Source organism: Fictibacillus sp. WQ 8-8, assembly GCF_024494405.1.
Taxonomy (GTDB): Bacteria; Bacillota; Bacilli; order Bacillales; family Fictibacillaceae; genus Fictibacillus_C; species Fictibacillus_C marinisediminis.
This window is the reverse complement of the sequence record NZ_JAMXKG010000001.1, coordinates 340,630-367,069: the sequence shown is the minus strand read 5'-3', so window position 1 is coordinate 367,069 and position 26,440 is coordinate 340,630. Positions and strand designations below refer to the sequence as shown.

General features: G+C 43.6%; 25 protein-coding genes and 1 pseudogene. 22 read left to right on the top strand and 4 right to left on the bottom strand.

Going from position 1 to position 26,440, the window contains the following annotated elements; genetic code table 11:
- Positions 1 to 22: 22 nt before the first annotated feature.
- From M1K46_RS01895 to M1K46_RS01885, 3 genes are all read left to right on the top strand, one after another.
- Complete coding sequence (locus M1K46_RS01895) at positions 23 to 1,507, top strand: O-antigen ligase family protein (protein ID WP_256224632.1); 1,485 nt, start codon at positions 23 to 25, stop codon at positions 1,505 to 1,507.
- 12 nt (positions 1,508 to 1,519) lie between these two features.
- Positions 1,520 to 2,188: a hypothetical protein gene (locus tag M1K46_RS01890; protein WP_256224631.1), complete on the top strand. Its 669-nt coding sequence runs from the start codon at positions 1,520 to 1,522 to the stop codon at positions 2,186 to 2,188.
- A gap of 225 nt (positions 2,189 to 2,413) precedes the next feature.
- On the top strand, positions 2,414 to 3,496 hold the full coding sequence (locus M1K46_RS01885; protein ID WP_256224630.1) for a glycosyltransferase family 4 protein: 1,083 nt from the start codon (positions 2,414 to 2,416) through the stop codon (positions 3,494 to 3,496).
- A 427-nt stretch (positions 3,497 to 3,923) separates the two neighbouring features.
- On the opposite strand, the gene M1K46_RS01880 is transcribed toward M1K46_RS01885, so the two are convergent.
- Both M1K46_RS01880 and M1K46_RS01875 read right to left on the bottom strand, forming a co-directional pair.
- On the bottom strand, positions 3,924 to 5,006 hold the full coding sequence (locus tag M1K46_RS01880) for an LCP family protein (protein WP_256224629.1): 1,083 nt from the start codon (positions 5,004 to 5,006) through the stop codon (positions 3,924 to 3,926).
- Between the two features lie 104 nt (positions 5,007 to 5,110).
- Positions 5,111 to 5,746: a YigZ family protein gene (locus tag M1K46_RS01875; RefSeq protein WP_256224628.1), complete on the bottom strand. Its 636-nt coding sequence runs from the start codon at positions 5,744 to 5,746 to the stop codon at positions 5,111 to 5,113.
- 346 nt (positions 5,747 to 6,092) lie between these two features.
- Here M1K46_RS01875 and M1K46_RS01870 point away from each other — a divergent pair, with 346 nt between their 5' ends.
- Complete coding sequence (locus M1K46_RS01870; RefSeq protein WP_053356967.1) at positions 6,093 to 7,253, top strand: sensor histidine kinase; 1,161 nt, start codon at positions 6,093 to 6,095, stop codon at positions 7,251 to 7,253.
- A complete protein-coding gene (locus M1K46_RS01865) occupies positions 7,250 to 7,990 on the top strand; it encodes a response regulator (protein WP_053356968.1) in 741 nt (246 codons plus the stop codon). Before M1K46_RS01870 ends, M1K46_RS01865 begins: the two co-directional genes overlap by 4 nt.
- Before the next feature lie 58 nt (positions 7,991 to 8,048).
- Here the strand turns inward: M1K46_RS01865 and M1K46_RS01860 are convergent, their stop codons facing one another.
- Positions 8,049 to 9,851, bottom strand: coding sequence for an ATP-binding protein (locus M1K46_RS01860; protein ID WP_256224627.1), 1,803 nt, complete (start codon positions 9,849 to 9,851; stop codon positions 8,049 to 8,051).
- Positions 9,852 to 10,065: 214 nt separating this feature from the next.
- Here M1K46_RS01860 and M1K46_RS01855 point away from each other — a divergent pair, with 214 nt between their 5' ends.
- The 14 genes and pseudogenes from M1K46_RS01855 to M1K46_RS25720 all read left to right on the top strand — a co-directional run.
- Positions 10,066 to 11,040 (top strand): ROK family protein, encoded by a 975-nt coding sequence (locus tag M1K46_RS01855; RefSeq protein WP_256224626.1) that lies wholly within the window; start codon positions 10,066 to 10,068, stop codon positions 11,038 to 11,040.
- Between the two features lie 128 nt (positions 11,041 to 11,168).
- Entirely contained in the window at positions 11,169 to 12,017 is an 849-nt protein-coding gene (locus M1K46_RS01850; RefSeq protein WP_256224625.1) for a DegV family protein, read from the top strand.
- Positions 12,018 to 12,525: 508 nt separating this feature from the next.
- Positions 12,526 to 14,025 (top strand): DEAD/DEAH box helicase, encoded by a 1,500-nt coding sequence (locus M1K46_RS01845; RefSeq protein ID WP_256224624.1) that lies wholly within the window; start codon positions 12,526 to 12,528, stop codon positions 14,023 to 14,025.
- Positions 14,022 to 14,735, top strand: a complete 714-nt coding sequence (locus M1K46_RS01840) for a ComF family protein (protein ID WP_256224623.1) — start codon at positions 14,022 to 14,024, stop codon at positions 14,733 to 14,735. Before M1K46_RS01845 ends, M1K46_RS01840 begins: the two co-directional genes overlap by 4 nt.
- Positions 14,736 to 14,835: 100 nt before the next feature.
- The gene (locus M1K46_RS01835) at positions 14,836 to 15,228 is read left to right on the top strand and encodes a TIGR03826 family flagellar region protein (protein WP_256224622.1); all 393 of its coding nucleotides are present in this window, start codon (positions 14,836 to 14,838) and stop codon (positions 15,226 to 15,228) included.
- Positions 15,229 to 15,331: 103 nt separating this feature from the next.
- Positions 15,332 to 15,592, top strand: a complete 261-nt coding sequence (gene flgM / locus M1K46_RS01830) for a flagellar biosynthesis anti-sigma factor FlgM (protein ID WP_256224621.1) — start codon at positions 15,332 to 15,334, stop codon at positions 15,590 to 15,592.
- A gap of 9 nt (positions 15,593 to 15,601) precedes the next feature.
- Entirely contained in the window at positions 15,602 to 16,060 is a 459-nt protein-coding gene (locus M1K46_RS01825; RefSeq protein ID WP_256224620.1) for a flagellar protein FlgN, read from the top strand.
- A 15-nt stretch (positions 16,061 to 16,075) separates the two neighbouring features.
- Positions 16,076 to 17,587 (top strand): flagellar hook-associated protein FlgK, encoded by a 1,512-nt coding sequence (gene flgK, locus M1K46_RS01820; RefSeq protein ID WP_256224619.1) that lies wholly within the window; start codon positions 16,076 to 16,078, stop codon positions 17,585 to 17,587.
- A 10-nt stretch (positions 17,588 to 17,597) separates the two neighbouring features.
- A complete protein-coding gene (gene flgL, locus M1K46_RS01815) occupies positions 17,598 to 18,512 on the top strand; it encodes a flagellar hook-associated protein FlgL (RefSeq protein ID WP_256224618.1) in 915 nt (304 codons plus the stop codon).
- A 48-nt stretch (positions 18,513 to 18,560) separates the two neighbouring features.
- A complete protein-coding gene (locus M1K46_RS01810) occupies positions 18,561 to 19,136 on the top strand; it encodes a DUF6470 family protein (RefSeq protein WP_256224617.1) in 576 nt (191 codons plus the stop codon).
- A gap of 12 nt (positions 19,137 to 19,148) precedes the next feature.
- On the top strand, positions 19,149 to 19,592 hold the full coding sequence (gene fliW, locus M1K46_RS01805) for a flagellar assembly protein FliW (protein ID WP_256224616.1): 444 nt from the start codon (positions 19,149 to 19,151) through the stop codon (positions 19,590 to 19,592).
- Between the two features lie 3 nt (positions 19,593 to 19,595).
- The gene (gene csrA, locus M1K46_RS01800) at positions 19,596 to 19,814 is read left to right on the top strand and encodes a carbon storage regulator CsrA (RefSeq protein ID WP_256224615.1); all 219 of its coding nucleotides are present in this window, start codon (positions 19,596 to 19,598) and stop codon (positions 19,812 to 19,814) included.
- A 153-nt stretch (positions 19,815 to 19,967) separates the two neighbouring features.
- Positions 19,968 to 21,611, top strand: a complete 1,644-nt coding sequence (locus M1K46_RS25605; RefSeq protein ID WP_305583853.1) for a flagellin — start codon at positions 19,968 to 19,970, stop codon at positions 21,609 to 21,611.
- A 340-nt stretch (positions 21,612 to 21,951) separates the two neighbouring features.
- A pseudogene (locus M1K46_RS25720) lies at positions 21,952 to 22,068 on the top strand (flagellin); the annotation flags it as partial.
- Positions 22,069 to 22,073: 5 nt separating this feature from the next.
- Here M1K46_RS25720 and M1K46_RS01780 read toward each other — a convergent pair.
- A complete protein-coding gene (locus M1K46_RS01780) occupies positions 22,074 to 23,021 on the bottom strand; it encodes an endonuclease (protein ID WP_256224614.1) in 948 nt (315 codons plus the stop codon).
- A 190-nt stretch (positions 23,022 to 23,211) separates the two neighbouring features.
- On the opposite strand from M1K46_RS01780, the gene M1K46_RS01775 reads away from it, so the two are divergent.
- The 3 genes from M1K46_RS01775 to M1K46_RS01765 all read left to right on the top strand — a co-directional run bounded on the left by M1K46_RS01775 (position 23,212) and on the right by M1K46_RS01765 (position 26,439).
- On the top strand, positions 23,212 to 24,414 hold the full coding sequence (locus M1K46_RS01775; protein WP_256224613.1) for a hypothetical protein: 1,203 nt from the start codon (positions 23,212 to 23,214) through the stop codon (positions 24,412 to 24,414).
- A 114-nt stretch (positions 24,415 to 24,528) separates the two neighbouring features.
- The gene (gene flaG, locus M1K46_RS01770; RefSeq protein WP_256224612.1) at positions 24,529 to 24,864 is read left to right on the top strand and encodes a flagellar protein FlaG; all 336 of its coding nucleotides are present in this window, start codon (positions 24,529 to 24,531) and stop codon (positions 24,862 to 24,864) included.
- 15 nt (positions 24,865 to 24,879) lie between these two features.
- Positions 24,880 to 26,439: a flagellar hook-associated protein 2 gene (locus tag M1K46_RS01765; RefSeq protein WP_256224611.1), complete on the top strand. Its 1,560-nt coding sequence runs from the start codon at positions 24,880 to 24,882 to the stop codon at positions 26,437 to 26,439.
- Position 26,440: the final 1 nt, after the last annotated feature.

Sequence of the window (26,440 nt, the reverse complement as noted above, 5' to 3'; positions counted from 1 at the left end):
AAAGGCGAAGGGAGGGAAGTACATGCCTGATTTGCGGAGTCTTTTTCAATCGAAAATTACACAGCTCATTCTGGCGTTATGCTTTGCGGCCATTACGGGCAGCTGGCTGATCGACAGAGTGCCAGTCCAGTCACCGCTGCTTCTGACAGCGGCACTTGCAGGATACGTCGCTTTAATGGCTGTTTTTATCGCTATCAAACCGGTTGTGCAGCAGATTCCGATGATGAACTTGCTGCTTTATCTCCTGATTTTTTCATCATTCCTGGGCGCGGGAATCATGAGCATCCCCGTAGGGCCGATCTCGATGTTTCCGTACAGGATGATTTACGTTTTGATGGTTCCAGCCGTTCTTTATCTCGCCCTTTTTAGAAGAGACGTGCTGGATTGGGAGAAGGTAAAGGTCAAACCTATGCTGTACTTCCACCTGTTCTGGGTGCTGTACGCCCTCTTCTCCCTGAGCTGGAGCCGCTCCCTTTCAATGGGTGCGGTTGACCTGATCTTCTTGATCATCGGGATTTCTCTTATCTTTTTTATGGTCTTTCTCATGAAAAAGGAAGAGGAGTTTAAGCATGTGTACTGGATCTGGCTTGGCATGTTCGCCGTGCTGACCGTGATCGGGCTGTGGAACCATGTGACGCATCATCATCTTGCCATCTCAAGGATCAATAAAGTGGCAGAGTATCAAAAGGGGATACCGACATCCGTTTTTGTGAACGAGAATGATTTTGCGAGCTTTATTTCGGTCAGTTTTTTTCTCGTATTAGCCTTTGTCCACCGGACGAGGTCATGGCTGCTTAAGGCTGCGGGAGCCGTGTTGATGCTTCTCTCTCTTTATGTGATGGTCTTTACGTCATCCAGGGCGAATTTTATCGCGATCCCATTGGGTCTTGCCTTCTGGTTTGTCTTTTTAACAAACAAGAAAGTGAAAAGGAGATTTGTCATTCTCGGTTTCATAGGTATGACCGCTTTGGTGGTTTTATTTAAAGAAAAGTTTGCTGCTGCCATCGGAAAAGTAGAAGGCATGCTCCACAGCTTGCTGGCAAGCGGTTCACAAGCCGAGATCGCCTCGGTTGATATCCGGTCCAACCTTATTAAGAACGGACTGCTTTTTTTTGAAAAAAGCTTTGGATTCGGCATCGGTTCGGGGAACTCTAAATACTATCTCATGCATTATGCGGAATTTCCGACGAAGGGAATCATCAATGTCCATAACTGGTGGATCGAGATTCTCGTCAATTACGGAGCTGTTATTTTTGCCGGTTATGTCCTCCTGTATCTCTGGGTCATCCTGCAGCTTTTCCGCATCTTCAGGCAAAGTGATACCCTTTATGAAAAAATGATCAGTGAAGGGCTGCTTGGCGGCATGATTGCTTTCTCGCTTTCCTGCATCAGCCCAAGCTCGCAAATTTCTCTAAACTACCTCTGGCTGCTTTTCGCGTTCTCCATCAGCTATATTAATTTCTGGAGAGTGAAACAAAATGAGGTTCAATATCGACCAAAGAAGTAAGGGAGTAAGTGTATGGACAAGCAAATGAAAGAAATCACGGAAAGTATCTGGCAGCGGTTCAAAAAATTCTTCGTTCTATTGCTGCTGATTCCTGTTTTAACGACAGTGATCGCCTACTTTATGGCTTCAAAAGCGCCGAGCACGTCCCAGGCGACCGCGAAAGTGAAGCTGGGACAAGCTGAAAACTCCATCCTGAACACGCCGGACAGTGCGAAAGAGTACCTTACGAGCGAAGAGTTTTTACGTTCTGTCAAAGGTTTGAACAAGGATGAAGAAAAGGCGATGAAAGACAAGCTTCAGGTCGTTCCTGAAACAGATACTATCATCACGCTGTCATTGATGGATGAGGATAAAAGCAAAGCAAAGTCCCAATTGAAGCCAGTGGTGAAAGAATTCATGAAAGAAAGCAACCACCAAACTGAAAAATGGAAAACAACGCTGGAGGATCAAATCAAGAAGGTAGAAGGAACACAAGTCTCTGGTGAAGGCACCATTAAGAAGGAAGAATATTTATTTGACCTGAAAACAAGAGTGCTGAAAGTAAAAGAACCAAAGCTTCTTGAAAAAGTAGATACGACAGACATGGCCGGGGATCCGAAAAGGAAGGCTGTGCTGGGTCTCCTGGTGGGACTGATGCTTAGCGCCTCCATTCTGCTGCTGCCAGAAATTTTTAAAAAGTAGCTTCAAACCTCTGATTTAGTGGTAAAGAGTAGAGATGATCAGCAATTATGAAGCGAAAAATTCCGGTTCTTCAGCGGACAAGCATAGTTTTACTTTTGTTTATCACGGTTTCGAGATATAATTTCTGAAGAAGATGAATGCGAATTTTCATGGGGCGTTGTTGGGCAACATAAGCAGGAGGACCCTTGCTTAAATCCATTGAAGAGTTGGAAAAAGAGGGATAACATGAATGTTCAATTGATCATTGCTGCGGTTGTGTCGTTCGCGGTTGTCGTGGTCGCCATGCCTTTTATCATTAAGCTGGCGGTCCGCCTGAATGTGACCGACAAACCAAATCAACGAAAAGTACATCAAAAATTAATGCCTCGCTGGGGCGGAGTCGGTATCTTCCTTGGCGTAGTTGTCGGATATTTTGTCTCGGGCCTGTATGAAATGCAGCTAACCGGGATTATTGTAGGTGCAGTTCTTATTGTCGTGATCGGCATGATTGACGATAAATACGAATTAAGTGCGAGAGTTAAGCTTGTCGGCCAGATTTTTGCGGCCCTTCTCGTGGCTTCTACAGGATTAACCATTGATTTGATCACCATACCTTTTGTTGGTACATTTCATTTAGGTCCATGGGCATTCATCACGACTATCTTCTGGATTATCGCCATCACCAATGCGATCAATCTGATTGACGGCCTGGATGGCCTGGCAGCGGGTGTATCGGTCATCGTGATGGTGACCATCGCGATCATGGCGGGATTAAACGGAAACATGATGATTCTTTCCCTTGCCCTCATCATCGCAGCTTCTACGGCAGGCTTCCTGATGTACAACTTTAATCCGGCCAAAATCTTTATGGGTGATGCAGGATCTCTGTTCCTGGGCTACTCCATATCGATTCTGTCACTGCTCGGACTGTATAAAAGCGTTACTCTGTTCAGTTTCGTTGTACCGATCATCATCCTTGGCGTCCCGGTTTTCGATACTTCCTTTGCCATCATCCGCAGAATGGCGAACAAAAAGCCGATTTCTGCACCGGATAAAGGACATCTGCATCACCGTCTGATCAACTTGGGATGGTCCCACCGCAAGACCGTACTCGTGATCTACGCGCTCAGCATCGTGTTCAGCGTGGCTGCCGTCGTGTTTGAATCCAGTACATTGTGGGGCTCTGTCGTGATCATCATCGGACTTCTGCTGATGCTTGAAGTCATCGCAGAGATCATTGGACTCGTCCATCACAAATACCGCCCGGTGCTCTTCCTCTACAAGAAGTTCATCGGCACCATGCAGGTCAACAGCCCGGACAAGGAGTAACTAAATATAAGGTGCCAGGCACCCGTTTTTGACATATGTCAAAAGCCGGTGCCTGGCACCTTTTTTGTTTGTCTCACAGGCTTGTATAGGGATTTGTTCAAGTAGAAAACTCTTCTCCTTAAACTTGTTCAAAAAGCGTTAAATAAGGGAGATGTGAGGCTTACAGAAGGGGGATGCTCTCCTTTTATACTCTATCACTAGGGTAGTAGGCCCTCATTTAAAGGCATAACTGCGCAGCCAGTGACGCTTACTTGCAAAAATAACTGTTTTACTTGCGAAATTAGTCGGATTACTTGCGGTTCGACACAAAATACTTGCGAAACTTACCCAATTACTTGCGAAAACCTAAACTTTACTTGCAAACTAAAGCATTTTTCAAAAAAGGCACAAAAAGAAACCCGCCAATCGGCGGGTTTCTTCATTTATCTTATTCTCCTGTTCCCTGACTTTGCTCGCTAGTCCCATTAGAACTGCTGCTGTCAGCGGAAGCGGAGCCTTTTCCTTTATAATTAAGGATCTCTCTAATACGGTCTCTTACTTTTTGAACGACTTGCTCATCAGGGCTGAAGTAGTAAACACCGTTAATGTATTCATCCTGTCCACCGATGTTCATGCGTTCAAGCTCTTTACTTTGAATTTGTTTGTAGAAGTTTCTCATGCCGAACAATTCTTTTAAGGAGATATTCGTTTGAACGTTGTCTCCTACAGAGTTCAGCAGGTTGTCCGCCCTTGAGATGGACTTGATGGACAACGCTTTGTCCGCTACAGCTTTCATTGCCTGCTGCTGGCGTTCCTGGCGTCCAAAGTCCCCGCGTTTATCCTGTTTACGCATTTGTACGTAGGTTAGTGCTTCGTCGCCGTTCAGATCCATTTTTCCTTTATGGAAGTAGATCTTGTGGCCTTTCAGGTTCTTCTGATAGAAGTCGAATGGTACGTCTACTGTAATTCCGCCGACAGAGTCAACAACTTCTTTGAAGCCCTGGAAGTTTGTACGTACATAGTAATCGATCGGAACATCAAGGAAATGCTCTACCGCATCAATCGTAGCCTGCTCTTTATGGCCTTTCTTGCCGTAAGCATAAGCGTGGGTGATTTTGTCTTTGCGTCCCGCATCAGGCAAGTACGTTCTAGTATCCCTCGGGATACTTACAATCGATGCTTCCTTGGTATCCGGGTTGATGGTCAGTACCATCAGCGCATCGGAATGGCCTGGTGAGCCTTTATAGTCTTCGACACCCATCAGGAGAATGTTGACAGGGTCTTTACCCATTGTGACTTTATCCATGCGAAGATCGGATTTGTTGCCATGGGCAAGTCCTTTATAGCTGTTGTCTGCCGTTGATTTAACCTTATACGCTAAATAGCCGGCATACGCGACTCCGCCCAGCATACAAAGCACAAGGAGAACGAGAATAATACGGATCAAGCGCCGAAAAGGACGGCGTTTCCTTTTCTTGACTCTCCTTCTGACAAGCCGTGTCGGCTGCCTTTCTTCATTATAATAACTCATGTTTTATTCCTCACTTTAACGGAAAAGTTCCCTAATTGATCTCTCAATAATTCAACCCTACAGTCCATAGGTTTCGACAATATCTGAGATAAATGGGGATAGAATCACAAGATTTTTTCTTCCAGATATTCCAATGAACCGTCTTCTATTGTAGCATGTGCATTCGTGAGGTTTATTAAGTATTCTTTAAAGTTTTGTAAGTCTTTTACCGCAACATACGTTAAAATTTCGACCTGTTCGAGGTAATTGATCTCTTTGATCATATAGGGAGAGGACCTTATATCGTTTTCTACTTTGCCGAGAAGAGTGTAGTCGATTTTAGTATGCACAATTTGCATGAGTGTACGTTCAACGACCCCGATGGCGTTCAATCCTTCGCTCACGCTCTTTCCGTAAGCGCGTATCAATCCTCCTGCTCCGAGTTTAATGCCGCCGAAGTAACGGGTAACCACAACGACTACATCTTTTAATTTCCTTTTTTTCAGAACTTCTAACATCGGAACACCGGCTGTACCGCTCGGCTCTCCATCATCATTCGCCTTTTGGATATGGTCATGCTCCCCGATCAGATAGGCGGAACAGTTATGGTTGGCGCTATGATGCATTTTTTTGATGCGTTGAATAAATTCTATCGCTTCAGCCTCAGTCTTTGCCCTGGCGAAATGAGCGAGGAACCTTGACCGCTCGATGACAATCTCATGCTCGCCGGTTTCTTTGACAGTAAAATAATTGGATAACATTTTTAGCGTGCTCCTTACTAATGGATTTAAGTAAAAACCTTTAATTAGTAATAAATTTCAATAAGATAAATGGTAATGGAAAAATGTAAAGTTCTCATAAAAATTATCCCGAAAAAACTACAAATTCAGGGGATTTAGTGCTATCCTTCATTATAAGGCGCGAGCAACCTTCCTACAAATTTCTTTGCAGAATAGACATAAACTTCCTTTTTCATACGAAAGATTTATGGAATAAATGTTTTTATTTGGATTCATAGTAAGAAAGACCTAAGCTTAAATTAGGTAGGATGGTTCTAGAACTAAAGTCTGTTCTTCTTTATCGTTTTAATTGGAGGATATTTACAAGATGGCAGCTAAAACACAAATCGATCCAAAGCTTTTAGATGGCATTCTTACAGAAACCATCAATACCGTTAAAGTAAGCCAGACTCAAGTGTTTGATATCAGCGAGGAATCTCGCCAGGAGTTTCTTCGGCTGAATAAAGAGCTTGAAGATGTGAAGGAAAAAGCGCTCGAGGCCATTGACCGGTCGGACCTGCTTGAAGAAAGGTCCAAGATTGCCAGGTCAAAGCTCGCTCAAGTAAGCAAACATTTTCAAAAGTACAGTGAGGGCGATATTCGCGACGCATACGAAAGCGCGAACGCCATTCAGATCGAAATGTCCATTGCCCGCCAGACTGAAAAACAGCTGCGGGAAAAACGAAACGATTTGGAAAGGCGTTTAAATGGCCTGAAAGAGACGGTGTCTAAAGCAGAATCACTCGTCGGCCAGATATCGGTTGTCCTGAACTATTTAAGCGGAGATTTACTGAAAATTAATGAGCTTGTGGAAGATGCCAAGCAAAAGCAGGAATTTGGCCTTCAGATCATTGAAGCTCAAGAGGAAGAACGCCGCCGGGTATCACGTGAGATCCATGACGGCCCGGCCCAGCTTATGGCTAATGTGTTGATTCGTTCCGAGCTGGTCGAAAAGGTGTTTAATGAAAAAGGTACAAAAGCAGCAGTAACTGAAATTAGAGACTTAAGAGAGATGGTCAGAGCCTCCTTGAGGGAAGTCAGGAGAATTATCTATGATCTCCGGCCAATGGCGCTTGATGACCTTGGGCTCGTCCCTACATTAAAAAAATACTTGCGCAACGTCCAGGAAAGTACCGGTATTGAGATCGAACTCGTTCCGATGGGGAATGAGCGGAGATTTCATACGAAGATGGAAATAGCGTTATTTCGATTGATTCAAGAAGCTGTCCAGAATTCTTGCAAGCATGCAGAGCCGAAGAACATCTCTGTGAAAATTGAATTCACGGACCGCAATGTATCCTTATTTGTAAAAGATGACGGTAAAGGTTTCGATGCCACAGTACCGCAAAAGACCAATTCATTTGGGCTGATCGGCATGAGAGAACGCGTGGAGCTGCTGGAAGGCACTCTGAAAATCAATTCGCGTCTAAACATTGGAACCAACGTTTATATTCAAATACCTATACGAGATCGGGAGGGTTCAGAATGAGAAGTGTAGATGTTTATGAATCCAGTGCCTCTGCACCGGACAAAACAAGAATTGCAATTATTGATGACCATCGATTGTTCCGGGAAGGCGTAAAGCGCATCCTGGATATGGAGGACGAATTCTCTGTTGTAGCCGAAGGAGATGACGGTTCAGAAGCCGAGGATATCGTGAACGAGCACCATCCTGATGTTGTGCTGATGGATATCAACATGCCGCATATCAATGGTGTAGAAGCAACTCGCCGTTTGGTTGAAAAGGCTCCCGATACGAAAGTGATCATTCTCTCCATCCATGATGACGAGACCTATGTGACGCATGCGGTTCAGACAGGGGCTTCCGGCTACCTGTTAAAAGAAATGGATGCTGACTCCCTGATCGAAGCAGTGAAAGTCGTAGCAGATGGCGGAGCGTATCTTCACCCGAAGATCACGTACAATCTATTAAATGAGTTCCGCCGTTTGTCTACAACAACGAAGAACAATGCCAACAATCCGAACAACATCGGCCTTAACGAAATTGAGTACCGCAAACCGCTTCATATCCTGACACGCCGTGAATGTGAAGTACTGCAATTGCTGGCAGACGGAAAAAGCAACCGCGGTATCGGAGAAGACCTGTTCATCTCTGAGAAAACGGTTAAAAACCATGTGAGCAATATTCTTCAAAAAATGAACGTGAACGACCGAACCCAGGCGGTTGTTGAAGCCATTAAAAACGGCTGGGTAAAAGTAAAATAATAAATGATTGATGCAGCCCGGTTCTTTAAGAGCCGGGTCTTTTTATGCCTGCAGCTTTTTAACTTGCAGTAGGGCTTGGCAGTTCTTTCACGGCTTCAGCAGGAAGCGTGATCTCTGCAAGCGTCCCCTCACCAAGCGTGCTCGTGAACCGTAAATGCCCCATATGGTTATCCAGAATCTTTTGGCTGACCATCAATCCCAGTCCCTTGCCGTTCTCTTTCGTCGTGAAAAAAGGATGAAAGAGCTGTCTTAAATGGACTTCAGATATTCCCACACCTTCGTCATTGATCTGAATGAGCAGATTTTCGTTTTGAATGCCTGTAACGGTTATTGTTACCTTGCCGCCATCAGGCATAGCTTCGATCGCGTTCTTGATCACATTAACAAACACTTTCTTTAACTGGTTTTCTTCGCCTTTAACTATTCCGCTGTCAATGTAAAACTGCGTCTCAATCTGTGTATTGTTGAGGCTTGCCTGCCCGGTCAAAAGCAGGGTAACCTGTTTGATCAAGGGGAGCAGGTCGATCCGCTTTGTCATCGTCAAATGAGGCTTAGCCAGCACCATAAATTCATTGGTAATGAGATTAATGGATTCAATCTCTTCCAGCATGATATTTAAATATTCTTCACGGCCAGGAATGTTGGGATGATCTTTGAACATCTGTGTAAAACCTTTAAGCGAGGTGAGGGGATTGCGGATCTCATGGGCAACCCCAGCTGCAAGTTCTCCGACTACGGCTAATTTTTCCGACAGGCGTAATTTCTTTTCCATGCGCCTGAATTCTGTCAGGTCCTTGATCGTACCGATAATGCCGATCAGTTTGTTCTCAACAAAATAAGGGATATTTGTAATTTCCGCCTCGAACTCTGTTCCGTTTTTATGTTTGATGCGTGTCTCGCGTTTGACCGGTTCACCGGCAAGTGTACGCTGAAAAAACTCCTCTGTTCTCTCTGCTTCTGACGGGGCCAGGAGAAAGGTATAGAGAGAGCCCTGCAGTTCATCTGCAGAATAGCCCGTGATCTTTTCTAAAGAATGATTGCCGCCTGTAATCTTTCTGTCCTTGCCGATCATATAAACGCCATCTGGATTCAGTGCGATTAAGGAATGGTTGCGCTGTTCGCTTTCATCCAGCTGCAATGATTTCAGCTTCAGCTGCTGATCACTCATTGCCCCCAGTACATACAGAAGTGCGATGAACAACGAAGCAACGATTACAATAGCCGTAGCGATCAAAGAAAGACTTCCGAGGCGTGGATCGTGCATGACGAGAAAAATGTGATGAGACTTCATAAGCATCGCTTTTTCACCGATATAATGTAATCCCGTCAATGACAAAACCATAAACAGACTATTGATGAATTGGGTGAATAATGAGGGCTGAGAGGCAGAAAATTGGCGGTAGAGCGCGATGGCTGAAAATAGATAAGCGGCTGCAGCAGCAAGCGTAGACACAAAAAAGTCATAGTGGAGATTGGAGTTTATTGCTGCTGTTTTCATTCCGAAATAATGAAGGGCGATGATGCAGGAGCCCATGAAGAAGGCAGAAAGAAAGACACTGCTTTTTTTATGAAAGGATTTGGTGAAATAAAAGGCCCCATATGTTCCGGCAACAGCGATCAGCATACATTGGCTGATGGCGGGAATATGATGGGCTGCAGTCAAAGACATGTTCACAGACATCATCCCGACGAAATGCGTACCCCATATTCCGATCCCCATGGTCAATGAAGCGCTGAACAGCCACAAACGGCGGGATGACATCGTTTTACGGTTACTTCTGCGGACAAAATCTAAGGCGACGAATGTGTAGACAATGGAAACGACGACAGATAGTGCCACGATATATAGATTATGCTGCATAGTATGAAGTACCTCCAATTCATGAATATATTTTACTAATTTCTTACAATTTCGACGTTTTCCTTCTTTTACTCTCAAATTTTTACAAAAAATTATTAGGTCCATTGAACCCTCTTTAAGAAGGACTCTTACCATAGAACCATGTCCTGTTTTTAAACCGTTTTTTTCTATCCTGCCAGGGGTAATAGTAAGAAAAACAGGAGTGGTGGCATACATGGGAGATAAATATTACCTAACAACAGATATTGGCGGTACCAATGTGGAAGCAGCCCTTTTTGAAGCAGATGGTACAATGCTGGCAAACAGGGAATTTCCGACACAGGAATTTGTGGATTCCGGTGTTTTAATAGAATTGGCGAAACAAGCTAAAGAGATGGCTGAAGAAAAGAATGTCAGCTGGGAGGATATTGTTTCGGCAGGAATCGTGGCACCAGGTGTCATTGATCCGGATAAGGGCGTAGTGTTTCATGCCCCTAATCTAAAGTGGCAGGATTATGAGCTGAAAAAAGAAGCAGAAGAAATGCTGGGCGTACCTGTTCATATCGATAATGACGTAAATGGCGGATTGCTGGGAGAGGTCTATTACGGAGCCGCAAAAGGAAAGAAAAATGTCCTGCTATTCATGATCGGAACGAGCATCGGGGCAGGGTTATTGATCAACGGTGAAATCTACCGCGGAGCCCACTGGGCATCAGGGGAGGTGGGCCATATGATCAGCGATCCTGAAGCGGCTACGGGTTCATTTATTCCAATCAAGGACGGCTACGGCTTTTTAAGCAGCAAAATGGGCGGTGTGGCCATCGCACACCATTACCGGGAGGCAAAGCGGCTGGACGGTGAGGTTTCTGGAGAAGAGCTAAATAGACTGAAAGCATCAGATGTGTTTCAGTTCGCGGAGGAGGGAGACAAGCTCGCCCAGGGCATTATACGGGAAGGCATCCTTCATATGGGGATGGCCATCGTCAATGCTGCTGCCCTTATCAATCCTGAAACGATCGTCATCGGCGGAGGCGTTGCTCAGTCGGGAAATTGGTTCCTTGGAAAAATAAAAAGCATGCTTGAAGAGTTTGTGCCGTGCCCGACCGAGGTTGTCCTTGCGGGATTAAAGGATCAATCCCCGCTCTATGGGGCGCTGGCTCTTTGTCAGCTCATGGATAAAGAGAAAAAGGTTTGGGCAGGAAATGGATGAAAGATGGAGAAAGAAAGAAAAATAGAGATAAAGAAATGCGCCGTTTTAATGAAAACGGTGCCTGTTTCGTGTAATCTACTAACGTAGATGAGACAATGGACGAAATATTGTCAGGAAAGGAAATTACAATGAGCAAGGTAGCGATAATGACAGACAGCACGGCATATATACCGGAACACATCAGAAACGAAAAAAACATTGTAATGATTCCGCTCAACGTTATTTTTGGCAATGAATCGTATAAGGAAGAAGTGGAGCTTAACAAGGATGATTTTTACAGGATGGTTGGCAAGGGAGGAGCACTTCCTAAAACGTCACAGCCATCCATCGGCGAACTGGCAGACACGCTCGAACGATTGTCAAAGGATTATGATGAGGCGATCATGATCACCCTATCGAGCGGCATCAGCGGTACATACCAAAGCGCTCTAAGCGCCGCAGATATGGTCGAAGGCATCAAGTTCCATGTGTTTGATTCTGAGATCAGCTGCGCCCCGCAAGCCTTTTATACGTATAAAGCAGTCGATATGGCGAAGGAGGGAGCAAATGCAACGGAAATCATGGAGGAACTGAACTCTATTAAAGAGCGCGGCATTCCCGCCTATTTCGTGGTCGATGATCTCAACCACCTGCATCGCGGCGGACGTATGAACGCAGCCCAGCTTCTCGTCGGGAACCTTCTGCAGATCAAGCCTGTGCTTCATTTCCAGGATAAAAGAATAGTTCCTTTTGAAAAAATCCGTACGAAGAAAAAGGCGATCGCCCGCATACATCAGCTCATGGAGCAATCGGTAAAGCCGGATGAGAGTTTCAAAGTCAGTGTGATCCATGCCCAGCGTGAAGAAGAGGCGAAGGAAATCGCAGCCGATATTCAGGGGAGATATCCCAATGCTGATGTCTCGGTAGATTATTTTGGCCCTGTTATCGGGACCCACCTTGGCGAAGGATCGATCGGCATCACGTGGATGAAAGAGTAGTCTTTTAGATAACCTTTGTTGCTTTTGAAAGTGGTTGATTTACGTTACAGGCTGCTCGCTTTTACAGGCATAAACGCCTACTTTCGCGGGGCGTGCGCTGAACCCCTTGGCGCTTTGCGCCTGCGGGTTTCACCTGTCACGCTCGTCCCGCCGGAGTCTCGCACCTTGCACTCCAATCAATTGAGCAATGAAGATTATTTACAAGAATGCGGTCCAGGAAAAATCACGGCTGCTTTCGTAATCCTTGTTGCTTACTGAGAGTGGTTGATTTACGTTACACAGGCTGCTCGCTTTCGCGGGGCATGCGCTGAACCCCTCGGCGCTTGCGCCTGCGGGTTTCACCTGTCCCGCTCCTCCCGCAGGAGTCTCGCACCTTGCACTCCAATCAACTTGGCAATTAAGGATTCTTACAGAAATCTTCCCAAAGCAACAATCTTTTAGAAAAGAGCCTAAATAAACAAATGGAGGAATTGATAATGAAAATTCCTTATCAACAGGAGACGGCACCATGAGGTTCGTCTCTTTTTTTGTTGATGGAAAAAGCGTGGCGGTTCCTGAAGTGCTGAAGCCGCCAGTTGTCAGTACTGTGCCTGTTTCCTTTCACAAGCTTCAAGTCCTTGATACCCCCGATTTTAGTGAGGTATACCCCTTTTCTGCTGAACTACAAGCCTCTTTATCAGGCAAACTCCTCTTATTTGATGAACTACCCTACTCGATTGATGTGATTCATGAGCATTATCTTAATGGCTGCTTAACCTATGAAAAAGGAATAGAAGAAGCTGGCGGTTCGTTTGTATGCAAGCGTTGTGGCAACGATAAGCCGCGTTTATTTGCGTCTTTTTCCTGTTTTCGTTGTAAGGAGAAGCAATGTGTATACTGCCGGAAGTGCCTTGTGATGGGGAGGGTGAGCCAATGTACCCCGCTTGTCCGCTGGTGCGGTCCTGAGTTGGAATGGAAGCTGGATGAGGTTGCTTTGACGTGGAAGGGTGAGTTGTCGGCTGCTCAGAGGAAGGCTTCGGATGAGTTGGTTTCCCGGGTTGGGGGTAAAGGTGAGTTGCTGATTTGGGCGGTGTGCGGTGCTGGGAAAACAGAGGTGCTTTTTCATGGTGTAGAAAAAGCGCTGAAGGCTGGACAGAGGATTTGTTTGGCCACTCCGAGAACCGATGTTGTGCTCGAACTGCTGCCTCGGCTTCGCAAAGTGTTTCCTGGTATTACTTTGGCAGGTTTGTATGGAGGAAGTGAGGAAAAGCTGGAAGGTGCACAGCTTGTGGTTTCAACAACACACCAATTATATCGTTATCGGGATGCGTTTGATCTCGTGGTGGTTGATGAAGTGGACGCCTTTCCGTATTCGTATGACTCGTCCCTGGAGCATGCGGTTCACCAGGCAAAGAAGGAGGATGCTCTGCTTCTCTACTTAAGTGCAACCCCGGGAAGGAAGATGAAGAAAAGAACGGTGGCAGGAGGACTTCCGCATGTGAAGATTCCGCTTCGGTTTCATGGCTTTCCACTGCCTGTTCCACGGTTTGAATGGAGTGGTAACTGGAAGAAAGGATTGAAGAAAAGCAGATTGCCGAGCAACGTGATGAAATGGGTGGGGCGTCAGATAGAGATGAAGAGGCAGGGGTTTCTGTTTGTTCCGTCTGTTTCGGCTCTTCATCAGGTGGCGGCGTTATTGCAGGCAGTTTTCCCGGGTATTGAGGGTGTGCATGCGGAAGACCCTGATCGGCAAGAGAAGGTCATGAAGTTTCGGAAGGGCGATATATCCATATTGGTGACAACGACAATCCTAGAGCGCGGTGTTACAGTTCCCTATACGGATGTAGCAGTGCTCGGTGCAGAAGAGGATATTTTTACGGAGAGTGCACTCGTGCAGATTTCCGGTCGTGCCGGACGAAGCAAGGATGACCCAGACGGCGAGGTTCTGTTTTTTCATTATGGAAAAACGAATGCGATGGTGGATGCTAGACGGCACATTGAAGGGATGAATCGGGAGGCAGGTTTATGAATTATTGCATGTATTGTGATGAAGGCTTTTACGAGACGGTGAGCTGGAGCTTTGTGCTTGGCATTGCTGGTGATATGCACTTTTGCGAGGAATGCAGCTCTTCCTTAGAGAGAATTGAAGGGGAAATATGCGAGATCTGCGGACGCTCTTTTTCTTTATTTCCCGAGCAATATCGACAAGAAAATAGATGTAACGACTGTATACGTTGGGAAGAAGACGACAATTGGCGCGGTGTTCTTGTTAAGAACCGGTCATTGTATGTCTACAACGATTTTTTAAAGGAACTAATCAGCCGGCTGAAATATAGAGGTGATGCCGAGCTGGTGAAGGGGTTTAGACAGGAGCTTAGAAAAATTTATCTGCACGAGTTTAAAGGATTTGTAGTTGTACCTGTGCCATTGAGTCAGGAAAGGCATTATGAGCGGGGATTTAACCAGGCACAGTTGCTGGCGGAATTATTGGGTGTGGATGTCGTGCATGCACTGAAAAGGGTCTTGCATGAAAAGAAGCAGAGTAAGAAGTCGAGACAGGAGCGGCTGGAGATGAAGGAAACAATTTTTGAGCTGGCTGTTGACGCTAAGTTGACTAAAGGAAAATGCGTCGTTCTTGTTGATGACGTATATACAACGGGGGCAACGCTCAGACAGGCTGCAAGGGTGCTGAAGGAAGCAAGTGCTTTGCAGGTTTCGTCCATGACACTCGGCCGTTAAGGAAGGTTTTCACTTTTTTTGTTTAGTTAGGATGAGGGTGTATCAACATTCCAATCTTCCTTCCGATAATTACGGTAGAGATATTAGAGGAGTGATCGGAATGGGAGAATTGAAAAATTGCCCAAGCTGTGGAAATTTATATGTTCAGCACCTTCGTTCAGTATGTGATTCGTGCTACACGGAAGAAGAGCTGATGTTTGAAAAGGTGTTTCAGTATATGAGGAAGCGGGAGAACCGGCAGGCAACCTTGCTTGATGTTCATCAGCAAACAGGGGTGGATGAAGAGAAAATCACAAAGTTTATCCGCCAGGGTAGAATCCGTGTGGTCGGGTTTCCGAACTTTTATTATCCATGTGAAACATGTGAAGGGCCGACCCAGGAAGGGCGGCTATGTACCTCCTGCAAAAAAACAATCATGGGTGATCTGAAAACAAATGAAAAAGAATCACAAAAGAAGCTTGTTGATCTAGGAAGGTCTTACTATACCGATTAATCAAAAGTCCTATTTTTACGTGAATAGCTTCAGTCTTGTTATTTTAAACCGATATAAGAAATAGGAAATGCAGGAGCGATCCTGCTTAATAGAGGTGAATCCTATGAAGATCAATAGCTTTAATCATGTCAATATTAACCCTTACACTAAACAAAACCCACAATATTCCAAAAACGAGGAAAAGATGAAGCAGAGCGACGAAATTCAAATCTCAGCTGAAGCGAAAGAACTTCAATCATCACAGCAATTTTCAGTAAGCCGTCAGGATAAAATACATGAAATTAAAACCCAGATTGATTCCGGCCAGTACCAGCCAGACGCAAGAGAGGTCGCCCGGAAGTTCTATCAGTTCTGGAATAACTAGGAGGATCTCATGGCGCTAAAGGACATGAAATCTTTATTGAACGGGCTTCTCCACATCCACCGTGAACTTAACAGCATCGCTGAACAGAAAACAGCGATTTTAAAAACAGGTGACGTCAAAGCACTCGATGCCTTGATGCTTAAAGAGAACGAACATGTGAAGACCTTGATGGAGCTTGAAGAAGTGCGGAATGGAACAAGCACTCTCACGATGTCAGAACTGATTGAGCAGGCTGTTCCAAGTGAGAAAGAGCAGCTTGAAGCTCTTCAATATGAGCTTTCTAAAGAATACATGCTTTTGAAGGAACGCAACGAGCTGAACCAGCAGCTGATCCATCAGTCGCTGCAGTTTGTGAACATGTCATTGAACATGTTCATGCCGGAGCCGGAAAAAGTAACATACAGCCGTCCGCAGGCAAAGGAATATGCGGGAGCAGGGAGCTTTTCCCTGTTTGATTCAAAAGCCTAGAACGGAGGAACATTCATGGTATCAACGTTTCACGGGTTAGAGACCGCCCGCCGCGGAATGACAACCCAGCAATATGCCCTTCAAGTGACCGGGCAGAATATCGCAAATGCAAACACAGCCGGATACTCCCGCCAACGGGTCAATTTTACCCAGACGGAGCCTTACCCCGCACCAGCTATGAACCGCCCGCAAGTCCCTGGACAGATGGGAACTGGTGTACAAGCTGGGTCGATTCAGCGTGTGAGGGAAAGCTTCTTGGATGTGCAGTTCCGCGGAGAAAACACAAAATCAGGATATTGGGGAGCCAGGAGCGAATCTCTGGAGAAAATGGAAGATATCATGAATGAGCCAAGTGATAACGGCTTGTCCAAGACCCTCGATCAGTTCTGGCAATCACTACAGGATTTAGCAGTAAATCCTGAAGACGATGGTGCCCGTTCTGTCGTTCGCCAGCGCGGAGTAGCAGTCGCTGAGACCTTTAACTATCTATCAACCTCGTTATCTACCATTCGAGATGATATTAAGAGCCAGGTGGACATATCGGTTAAAGAAATCAACTCAATCGCTGAACAGATTAGCAATATTAATCGACAGATCAGCGAGATTGAGCCGCATGGCTATCTGCCAAATGATCTATATGATGAAAGGGATCAGCTAGTTGACCGTCTTTCCCAGCTTGTAAATGTGAAAGTTACTAAATCTTCTAGCAGCACGATAGATTCACCGCTGGCTGAAGGGAAATACACGATCGAGCTGATGGATCCATCCGGGACCTCATTAGGGAAACTGGTAGATGGCGCGAGCACTCCGATCTCTTTTAAAACACTGTCTGTTGATGAGAATAACGGGAATATTTCCGGCTTTTCATTAGGTGGAACAGCGTTGTCTTCCACTTCAGTTGGAGGAAAACTTGAAGGACTGACTTCGGCTTACAATAATGATTATCCAGCTATGCTGGATCAGTTGGATAATCTGGCTCTGGATTTTGCGAAGGCATTTAATACCGTCCATAGTAATGGATGGAGCTTGAATGATATTAAGAGTGGGACTCAAACCCCAAATGACTTTTTTGCTTTGGAGAATCCCGCTACAACAGCAAGTGATCAAGTGGAAATTGATGCTAGCACAAACAAGAAAGACGCAGCAAAGCTCCTTAAAGTTTCATCAGTAATTACGGATGACCTAAAAAACATTGCGGCAGCTACAAGTAAAGCGGCTGGTGATGGAAGCAATGCTTTGAACCTGGCAGGTGTAAAAGACTCTACCAATCTAAAGTCAAAATATGAAGGTGCGATTGGAAAAATGGCAGTTGATGCCCAGCAGGCGAACCGTATGGCTGCGAACTCGGATACACTCGCACATTCCGTCGATCAGCGCCGTCAATCGGTAAGCGGCGTCTCACTGGATGAAGAAATGACCAATATGATTCAATTCCAGCATGCTTACAACGCATCTGCACGAATGATTACAATGGTCGATCAGATACTGGATAAAATTATTAACGGTATGGGTGTTGGAGGAAGGTAGGTGACAAGTCATGCGCGTAACACAAAGCATGCTTTCAGGAAACATGCTGCGTAACCTTAGCAGCAGTTATGCAAAAATGGGAGAATACCAGGATCAGCTTTCCACAGGAAAGAAGATTACGAGACCCTCTCAGGATCCGGTTGTTGCGATGAAAGGGATGGCCTACCGCACGAATCTAACGGAGGTAGAGCAGTTCAAGAGAAACTTTGGTGAGGCATATAACTGGGTGGAAAGCTCTGACGATGCACTCGACAAAGCAACAAGTGCTTTACAGCGTATCCGTGAACTAACGGTCCAAGCTTCCAATGGAACCTATGAAGATAATCAAAAAGCGGCAATTGGTGAAGAAATCAAGCAGCTGAAAGAGCACTTAGTCACCATTGCCAACACACAGGTTGCAGGAAAGTATATTTTCAATGGGAATGATACAACTAATGCTCCAGTTACTTTGACAAATGGAGAAGTAACAAAAGTATCGATCAACAGCAACGATGTGAAAATTGAACTCTCCAAAGGTATCCAGCTTGGTGTCAATGTGAAAGGTTCAGAAATTTTTACAACTGGTACGAATCCCGGAGATGGTTTGTTCAGTGATCTATCTGCATTGGAAAAGGCCCTGGACTCTCAGACAACACCTGCTGGCTATACCAAAGAGATTGGTAATTTCCTGGGATTACTAGACGGGCATATTAATAAAATTGTTGCTGAAAGAGCAGAGCTGGGCGCCAAAAACAATCGCCTGGAACTCATGGAAGACCGGGTGGACGAACAGGAAGTTATTGCAAACCGTATTCTTTCTGACAATGAAGATGCCGACGTGGAAAAAGTGATCACCGACATGAAATCACAAGAAAGCGTGCTTCGAGCGGCAATGGGTGTAGGATCCCGCATTATTCAGCCATCATTATTGGACTTTTTACGCTAAAATGGAGCTATCAATGTGATAGCTCTATCTTTTTTAGGGGGAATTACTATGAGCGTTCCTCAGCTTAGAATGGAATCAACAAAAGGACAAATTGGAATAACCACCATACAGCCGGTGCAGGAAATTGAACAGCAGCCGGCAGATCTTGAAATTCAGCAGCAAAAAACCGATCTAAGTATTGAAACCACTCCTGGAAAGCTTACGATTGACCAGTCACAGGCACGGGCAGACATGGACTTAAAGCCCATTTCTAAGCGTATTGAAGAGTTTGCCCAAAAAGGATACAGTGACTGGCTGGATGGACTGGCACGAATGGCTCAGCAGGGTGATGAGCTGATGAAAATCGAAAACGGTGGCCAGCCAATTGCTGATCAGGCTAAGGAAAATGGAGAGGATCCAATGCTGGAATTCAACATTGGGTTTGTTCCTTCTCCTTTTAGTGTAAAAACAAACTATGAACCAGCAAAAGTTAATATTGACTGGCAAGTTAACAAACCAATTATTGAAGCTAGAATTAACAAACCTCTTCACAGCTACAAACCTGGTGAGGTGCATATTGATATGAAGCAATGGCCTTCTCTAAGGGTTGATGTAGCAGGCCAGGAGATTGACCAAATAAAGTAAAGTGGTGAAAACATGAAACTAAAAACCAAATTTCATGGTGATATAGAAGTTAATCAAGATGAAGTCATAACATTCGAACAGGGAATTCCAGGATTTGAAGATGAAAGAGAGTTTGTCATTCTTCCATTTGAAGATACTCCCTTTTCCGTCATGCAGTCCGTTACTACATCAGGGCTAGCCTTTGTAACAGCTGATCCGTTTACGTATTTTCCTGGCTACGATTTTACACTGCCTGAATCTGTTGTTCAGGGATTAGCCATCAAGGAGCAACAGGATGTTTTTGTACAAGTCATTGTAACATTACGAGATGAATTAAAAGAATCAACAGCCAACCTTCAAGCGCCGGTCATCATTAATAAAGTGAAGAGCCTTGGGAAGCAAGTAGTACTTAATGATAATGAGTATACGTCTAGGCATCTTATTTTCACCCTACAGCCAGAAGAGCGGGGTGTATAAATCATGCTAGTACTAACCCGTAAAACAAAAGAAGCGATTCAAGTCGGTGACGATATTGAAATCACTGTTTTGGAAATTGAAGGAGACCAGGTGAAACTTGGAATTAACGCACCGAAACAAGTAGAAATTCACCGTAAGGAAATCTACCTCTCAATTAAACACGAAAACAGTGAAGCTGCAAACACCTCAATCAGCTTGATGGATCAATTAAAAAAACTCTAAAAAAGTAAAAAGCTATAAACATTTCAATCTAAAAGACGATATTAGTGGTGAGCAAACAATCAAGATGTTTGACGGCCGCAATCGTCTTTTTTGTTTGATAACATGACCAACCACAAGGATGTGGGCGGAACACATTTCAAGGAGGAAATATAAATGCAAATCAATCACAATATTGCTGCATTAAACACTTATAACAGATTAAACGCGGCATCTAACGCACAATCAAAGTCAATGGAAAAATTATCTTCAGGTCTTCGTATTAACCGTGCTGGGGATGATGCTGCAGGGCTAGCAATCTCTGAAAAAATGCGTGGGCAAATTCGTGGGTTGGATCAAGCTTCTAGAAATGCACAGGATGGTATTTCTATGATTCAAACTGCTGAAGGTGCATTAAATGAAACTCACGATATTCTTCAACGTATGCGTGAATTATCAAACCAATCAGCTAATGGAACAGCTACTGATGCTGACCGTTCATCTATGCAAGATGAGCTAAACCAATTAACTTCTGAAATTAACCGTATTGGTAATACTACTGAGTTTAATACTCAAAAGTTGTTGAATGGTGGAATTGGCTCAAACGATGGAATGAAAATTACACAAGCAACAAGTGGGAAAGTCACTGGAGCTACGGTCAGTTCAACTGGAGCCCTAAGTGTTGGTGCTGGTATTAACATTACTGTTGATGGAAGAACATTTGATGTTGGTGCTTTGTCAATTGGTCATGCCGACCCAGATGCAGGAGGTCCATTAAGCGCATCTACAGCTCAAGAACAGGTTGATGAACTAAAGGAAAAGCTAGGTCAATTAACTTCAGGCGGAGTGAAATTATCTGATTTATTGGATATTAATTCGACTGGAGCTAAACTAGAATTTACATCAAAATCTACTGGTCCTGCTAGCCAAGTAATTGTTTCTGGTACTCTAGCTGAAACAGCTAAAATAGGTTTCATTACAGACCCGACTACTACACCGCCAACAGTAGTTCAAGGAAATGGAGATCCTTCACTCATAGAACGTGCTGGAATGCAAGGAACTACTGCTCTAACTGGTGGGGATAAAACCATTAATGCGACTGATACACTAAAGTTCACTGTAGGCAGTGACAGTGCTGTAGAAGTTAAGTTGAATTCTGGAACAACTCCAAAGATCTTTGACACACAAAATTCAGATGCTAATATTGCTAACGCTGCAATGCAAGACCTTGTAAAAGACTTAAATGCAGCATTACAAAGCGCAGGTTTAGATAGTAAAGTTACCGCATCTTTGTCCAAAGACAATATGATTCAGTTTGTCTCAGAGACTGGAAAAGATATTACAGTAGCGAATGGGACAGGTACTGCTTTATCAAGTTTAGGTTTTGCTGGAACCGAAAAAATTGGTAATATAAATCAAGTTGTAGGACCTGGTGCACAAGGATCTGGTTATTCAACTAAATTCCAAATTGGTGCAAATACAGGCCAAAGCATGTCATTAACTATTAACGATATGCGTTCAGCTGCTATTGGTATTACTGGGAATGCCGGACAAGTAGGGTTTACGAAAACTAACTCAGTAACAAATGGAACAAATGACGTTAAAGCTGAAGCTGCTTTAAACATTTCTAATAAAGAAGATGCCTCAAAATCAATTGCTGTTATTGACAAAGCAATCGCTTCTGTTTCTTCTGAGCGTGGAAAACTCGGAGCTGTTCAAAACCGCTTAGAGCACACAATCAACAATCTTGGTACATCTTCTGAAAACCTAACTGCTGCGGAATCTCGTATCCGTGACGTAGATTATGCTTTAGCTGCTTAGGCAGTGACAAGCACAGTCGTCCTGGCTGGTAACGGTCAGTGATAATTATCGGGTGAATTGCTGGAAACCCCTTAAGCTTTTCTTGCCACAACGTAGTTGGAAACGACAAGCGTGACGGTTCAAAAAAAGGAAAGATTGGGCAATCAGCAGCCAAGCTCCTGTCTCGAAAGAGTGGAGAAGGTTCAACGACTAGGATAGACCATCTAAGGCGAAAGCTATGATGATGAAATCCATAGGTGAAACAATGGTCATCAGCATTGTGAATCCGAAGTGCCCGACCCCTACTAGATTGCTAGAGGGTGAAGATATAGTCTGGTCATTTATGAAAGTAAATGTTCGCACGATGGCGAAAGAAATGATGAACCAAACAAAGAACTCTATTCTTTCTCAAGCTGCACAAGCAATGCTGGCTCAAGCCAACCAACAACCGCAAGGAGTTCTTCAACTTCTTCGTTAATTTTCCTAATGGTCATCTCTTTGGAGGTGGCCATTTTTTATTTGGAAACAAAGCTCTACAATTATGTTTTTTCTGAGGCCGGTCTTTTGTTGTAGATATTGTAACTGTTGAAGTCTTTCTGCTGGAATAGTGATTTGATACGGCCGATTAGAAATATCCGTACGCAATTGAGCAGTGTTCTGATATAGCCATTGAATTTCTTCAATGGTTTTCATCATTAGATGGGGAAGTTCTTTCATGGAATTTAATATATCCCTCGTAGGCTTCTCAATAAAAATACTGCTAGGCAGATATATTGTGGTTCTCTTTCGAGTAAGTTTTTGTAGGAAGTGTATTTCATTCGATAATTTTTTCCTTTCCATAATAATGTATGGTTCTACTATGGAGAGAAAATGAAGGATTTGGGGTTGGTTATAGAGGATGATGCGATTTTGCTTGTCCAATTTGAAGGATAAATTAAACTTGGAATAAAGAGTGTTTATTAAAAATTGATTTTCTTCTCTTGTAAAATAGTCTGTTGATAATATTAACTTTTTTACTTTATTGTTGGTGATTTTTAGATGTCCGTCATCCTGGTACCACCAAGCTAAACACAAAGGACTTATTACCTTTTCAATGATCTCTTTAGGAAGGACTTTTACATTGCCCTTGTACCAGCAGTCCTTTAATACTTCTAACATCTGGCTTGTCTTTGATTGAACATAAAAGTGTTCTGTAAATCCTGCTTTTATTCGTGTATCCATCACTTTTCGATAAACTGGAGGATTTACTGGGAGGTAGGTAAGTAATTCTTTATAACAATGCTCACACCAATTCTGATCGACTACCTTATGTGAAAAACGCAGACGTGTCTTTCTCCCGGGCTGAATCGTCAAGTTACCGTCCCCCAACAATTTTCCAGTAATCATCTCCAATGCTTCTTTCGGTATGTCTTTCCAGCTTTTATACTCCATAATCTGTTTACCACCTCCTTTATTTTAAAATACCATAAATGTTTCATTTTACTTATAAAACATCACCAGAATAGCTATTTAGTGGTTTATCCTAAATTTTGGTGTTTTTTTACCGATAAAATGATGAGATCAAATTTCTCAAATTGGGTCGCATATGTTATTTCATTTCATCAAAAAGGGGGAAATTACAATGAATCAAAAATCAAGTAAACTGTATACAAAACTAATTACCAGTGCACTTGTAGCAGGAAGTATCGTTATGCCTGCTTTTCAACCTACTGCGTTTGCTGAAGGTTCAACCTATTTCGCAGTAAACAATAATGTAGGAACAGCTGATTCTGTGACTTTTTTCAGTGCTAAAGCGAAAGATGTTGTTAAAGTATATAGTGCTGATGGAAATACGTTATTGGGGACGGGGAAAGCTTCTAAGGCTGGAGACTTAACCGTTAAACTAAAGAACCAATTAACTGAATCCAGTATTCAAGTGAGCTTGACCAACTACAACAAAAGAGAAAGTGAAAAGGTAGATGTTGATGTACCTGAAGAAGCAACTACGGAAGCATTATCATCAGACAATATCGTTGTAAACAATAATGTCGGTACTGCTGATACAGTAGTAATTAGCGGAGTCAAAGCGAAAGATGTTGTGAAAGTATACAATGCTGCGGGTGAAATCTTGCTGGGATCAGCAAAAGCATCGAAAGACGGTGCCGTAACGATAAAACTTAGATCTCAGTTGGCAGAAGATACTGTTCAAGTAAGCTTGAGTACATATAACAGCCTGGAAAGTGACAAAACAGATGCTGAAGTACCTGAAGAGATGGCATCTGATGAGTTATCAGCGGATTCGATTACCGTTAGTAATAATGTAGGCAACTCGGACACCGTATTCATTACGGGACTTAAAGCGAAAGATGTTGTAAAAGTGTATAACGCAACTGGCGAAACCCTCTTGGGGACAGGAAAGGTATCTAAAGATGGAGATTTAACGGTGAAATTGAAGGCTCAGTTGGCAGAAGAAAGTGTTCAAGCGAGTTTGACCAGCTACAACAAAATTGAAAGTGAAAAAGTGGATGCTGAGGTACCTGAAGAAACGACAACAGAAGCTTTAACACCGGAAACTATTATAGTTAACAATAACGTAGATATGGCAGACACTGTAGTTGTCCCAGGCCTTAAAGCGAAAGATGTTGTGAAAGTGTACAATGCATCTGGTGAGACCCTGCTTGGTACAGCGAAGGTTTCCAAAGATGGTGATGTGATGGTGAAACTGAAAGCACAATTAACTGAAGAAGGCACTGTCCAAGTAAGCTTGACCAGCTATAACAGCCTGGAAAGTGAAAAAGTGGAAGTTGATGTACTGGAGGAAGAAGTCACAGAGTTTCCCAATTAATTTTATTTAGAATCCTAGCAAAGGCTAGGGTTCTTTTTTGATTTCATCTTGATTTTTATGGATGTTTACCGATAAAACTAGTAGATCAACTTTTTCATTTCAGGAGAGATTATTGTGGAATTAACTCGTATCACTTCATCTGTAGCCCTAAACACACCATTAGATCTAGCAGAAAAAGTCAGCGAATTCCCAACGGACAACAAATCACCAAGTGAAAGCCCTCCGAATCCAAAAGAATTAAAAGAAATGGTGAAGGGAATCAACGATTTGTTAATTCCGGCCCACACTTCATCCAAGTTTGTACTCCATGAACAGTTAAATGATTATTACGTTCAAATTATTGATGATAAAACACAGGAAGTTATTAAAGAGCTTCCTTCCAAAAAGTTTTTGGACATGTATGCATCTATGCTTGATTTTGTAGGATTGTTTATTGATAAAAAAATATAATGCGAGGTGATGTGAATGACTACACGAATTAGCGGCCTGGCCAGTGGAATGGACATTGATTCTATGGTTAAGGATCTTATGAAAGCAGAGCGCGTGCCATTGGATAAGCTGACCCAGAAGAAACAGCTTCTGGAATGGCAGCGGGATGACTATCGCGATATGAATAAAGTGCTGAAAGACTTTGATCAGCTGATCTTTAACGGGGTAGGAAGGCAGAGTACTTTTCTGAAGAAAACGGTGACGAGTACAAATGAATCTGCTGTGACCGCTACTTCAAACGGTTCCTCTGGAAATATCAGCACGACGATGGATGATATTACTCTAGCTACAGCGAGAACCTGGATAGGCAACGGAGTAAAAGATTCGAACGGAAAGGTACCTGGTTCTGATGTGAAACTGAAGGATGCTGGATTGCTGCCATTGAATTCTACTTTGAAATTTAACCTAACCAAAGCTGGGGCAACAGATTATGTCAAAGAAGCTGACGGAACTACCAATAAAATATTTTCTATAACTATTGATCCAGAAACTGAAACCATGGACTCTTTGGCGAAAAAAATTTCTGATTCTGAACTAGGAGTAAATGCATTTTATGACAGCCGCTCAGGTCAGATGGTTATCACCAACAAGGAAACAGGTGCAGGTTCAAAAATTAAACTTTCAGATTCAAACACCCAGGATTTTTTTAAGTCTTTAGGTTTTACAACAAATACGTATAACAATTTGACAGGCAATTCTAATAGCACCCAAGGTACAGACGCAACCTTCACTCTTAATGGACTTAAAATGACTCGTCCATCCAATTCCTTCACTGTTTCTGGGGTTACGTACAACCTCAAATCCAATACAACGGATCCGGTTACTATATCAAGTTCAACGGACTCACAGGGGGTTTTTGATTCTATTGTAAAGTTTGTAGATCAGTACAATACGACCATTGGAAAGATCAACGATAAAGTTTCTGAAGAGCGTTATCGTACCTATACGCCTCTAACTGATGAACAGCGGAAAGATCTTTCGGATAAAGAGGCTGAGCTATGGGATGCCAAAGCTAAGAGCGGGATGCTAAAGGGAGACACCATTTTATCGAGCGGACTTAACCAACTGCGAAGCAACATGTATGCCAGTGTGAATACCGGAAAATCCGACTATGATCAGCTGGCGAAAATCGGCATTCAAACGTCTGCCAACTACCTTGAAAAAGGCAAGCTGATCATCACTGATGAAAATAAGCTGAAAGATGCCATCGCAAAAGATCCTGAAGCTGTTATGAAACTCTTTGCGAATAATGGAACGACAAGTAATACAAAAGGTATTGCCTTCCGTCTTCGTGATTCCATTGACTCTATTATGGATAAGGTTGAAGCGAAAGCAGGTAACGCGCTTCGTACGAACAATCAGTTTGTGATCGGAAAGCAGCTTATCGATATGGACACACGAATCACAAATTTCAACACAAGGCTAACGCAGGTAGAGGACCGCTATTATCGCCAATTCACCGCCATGGAACAAGCGATCTCATGTTCCAATCAACAAAGTATGTACTTGTCCCAACAGTTCGGCGGCGGACAATAAC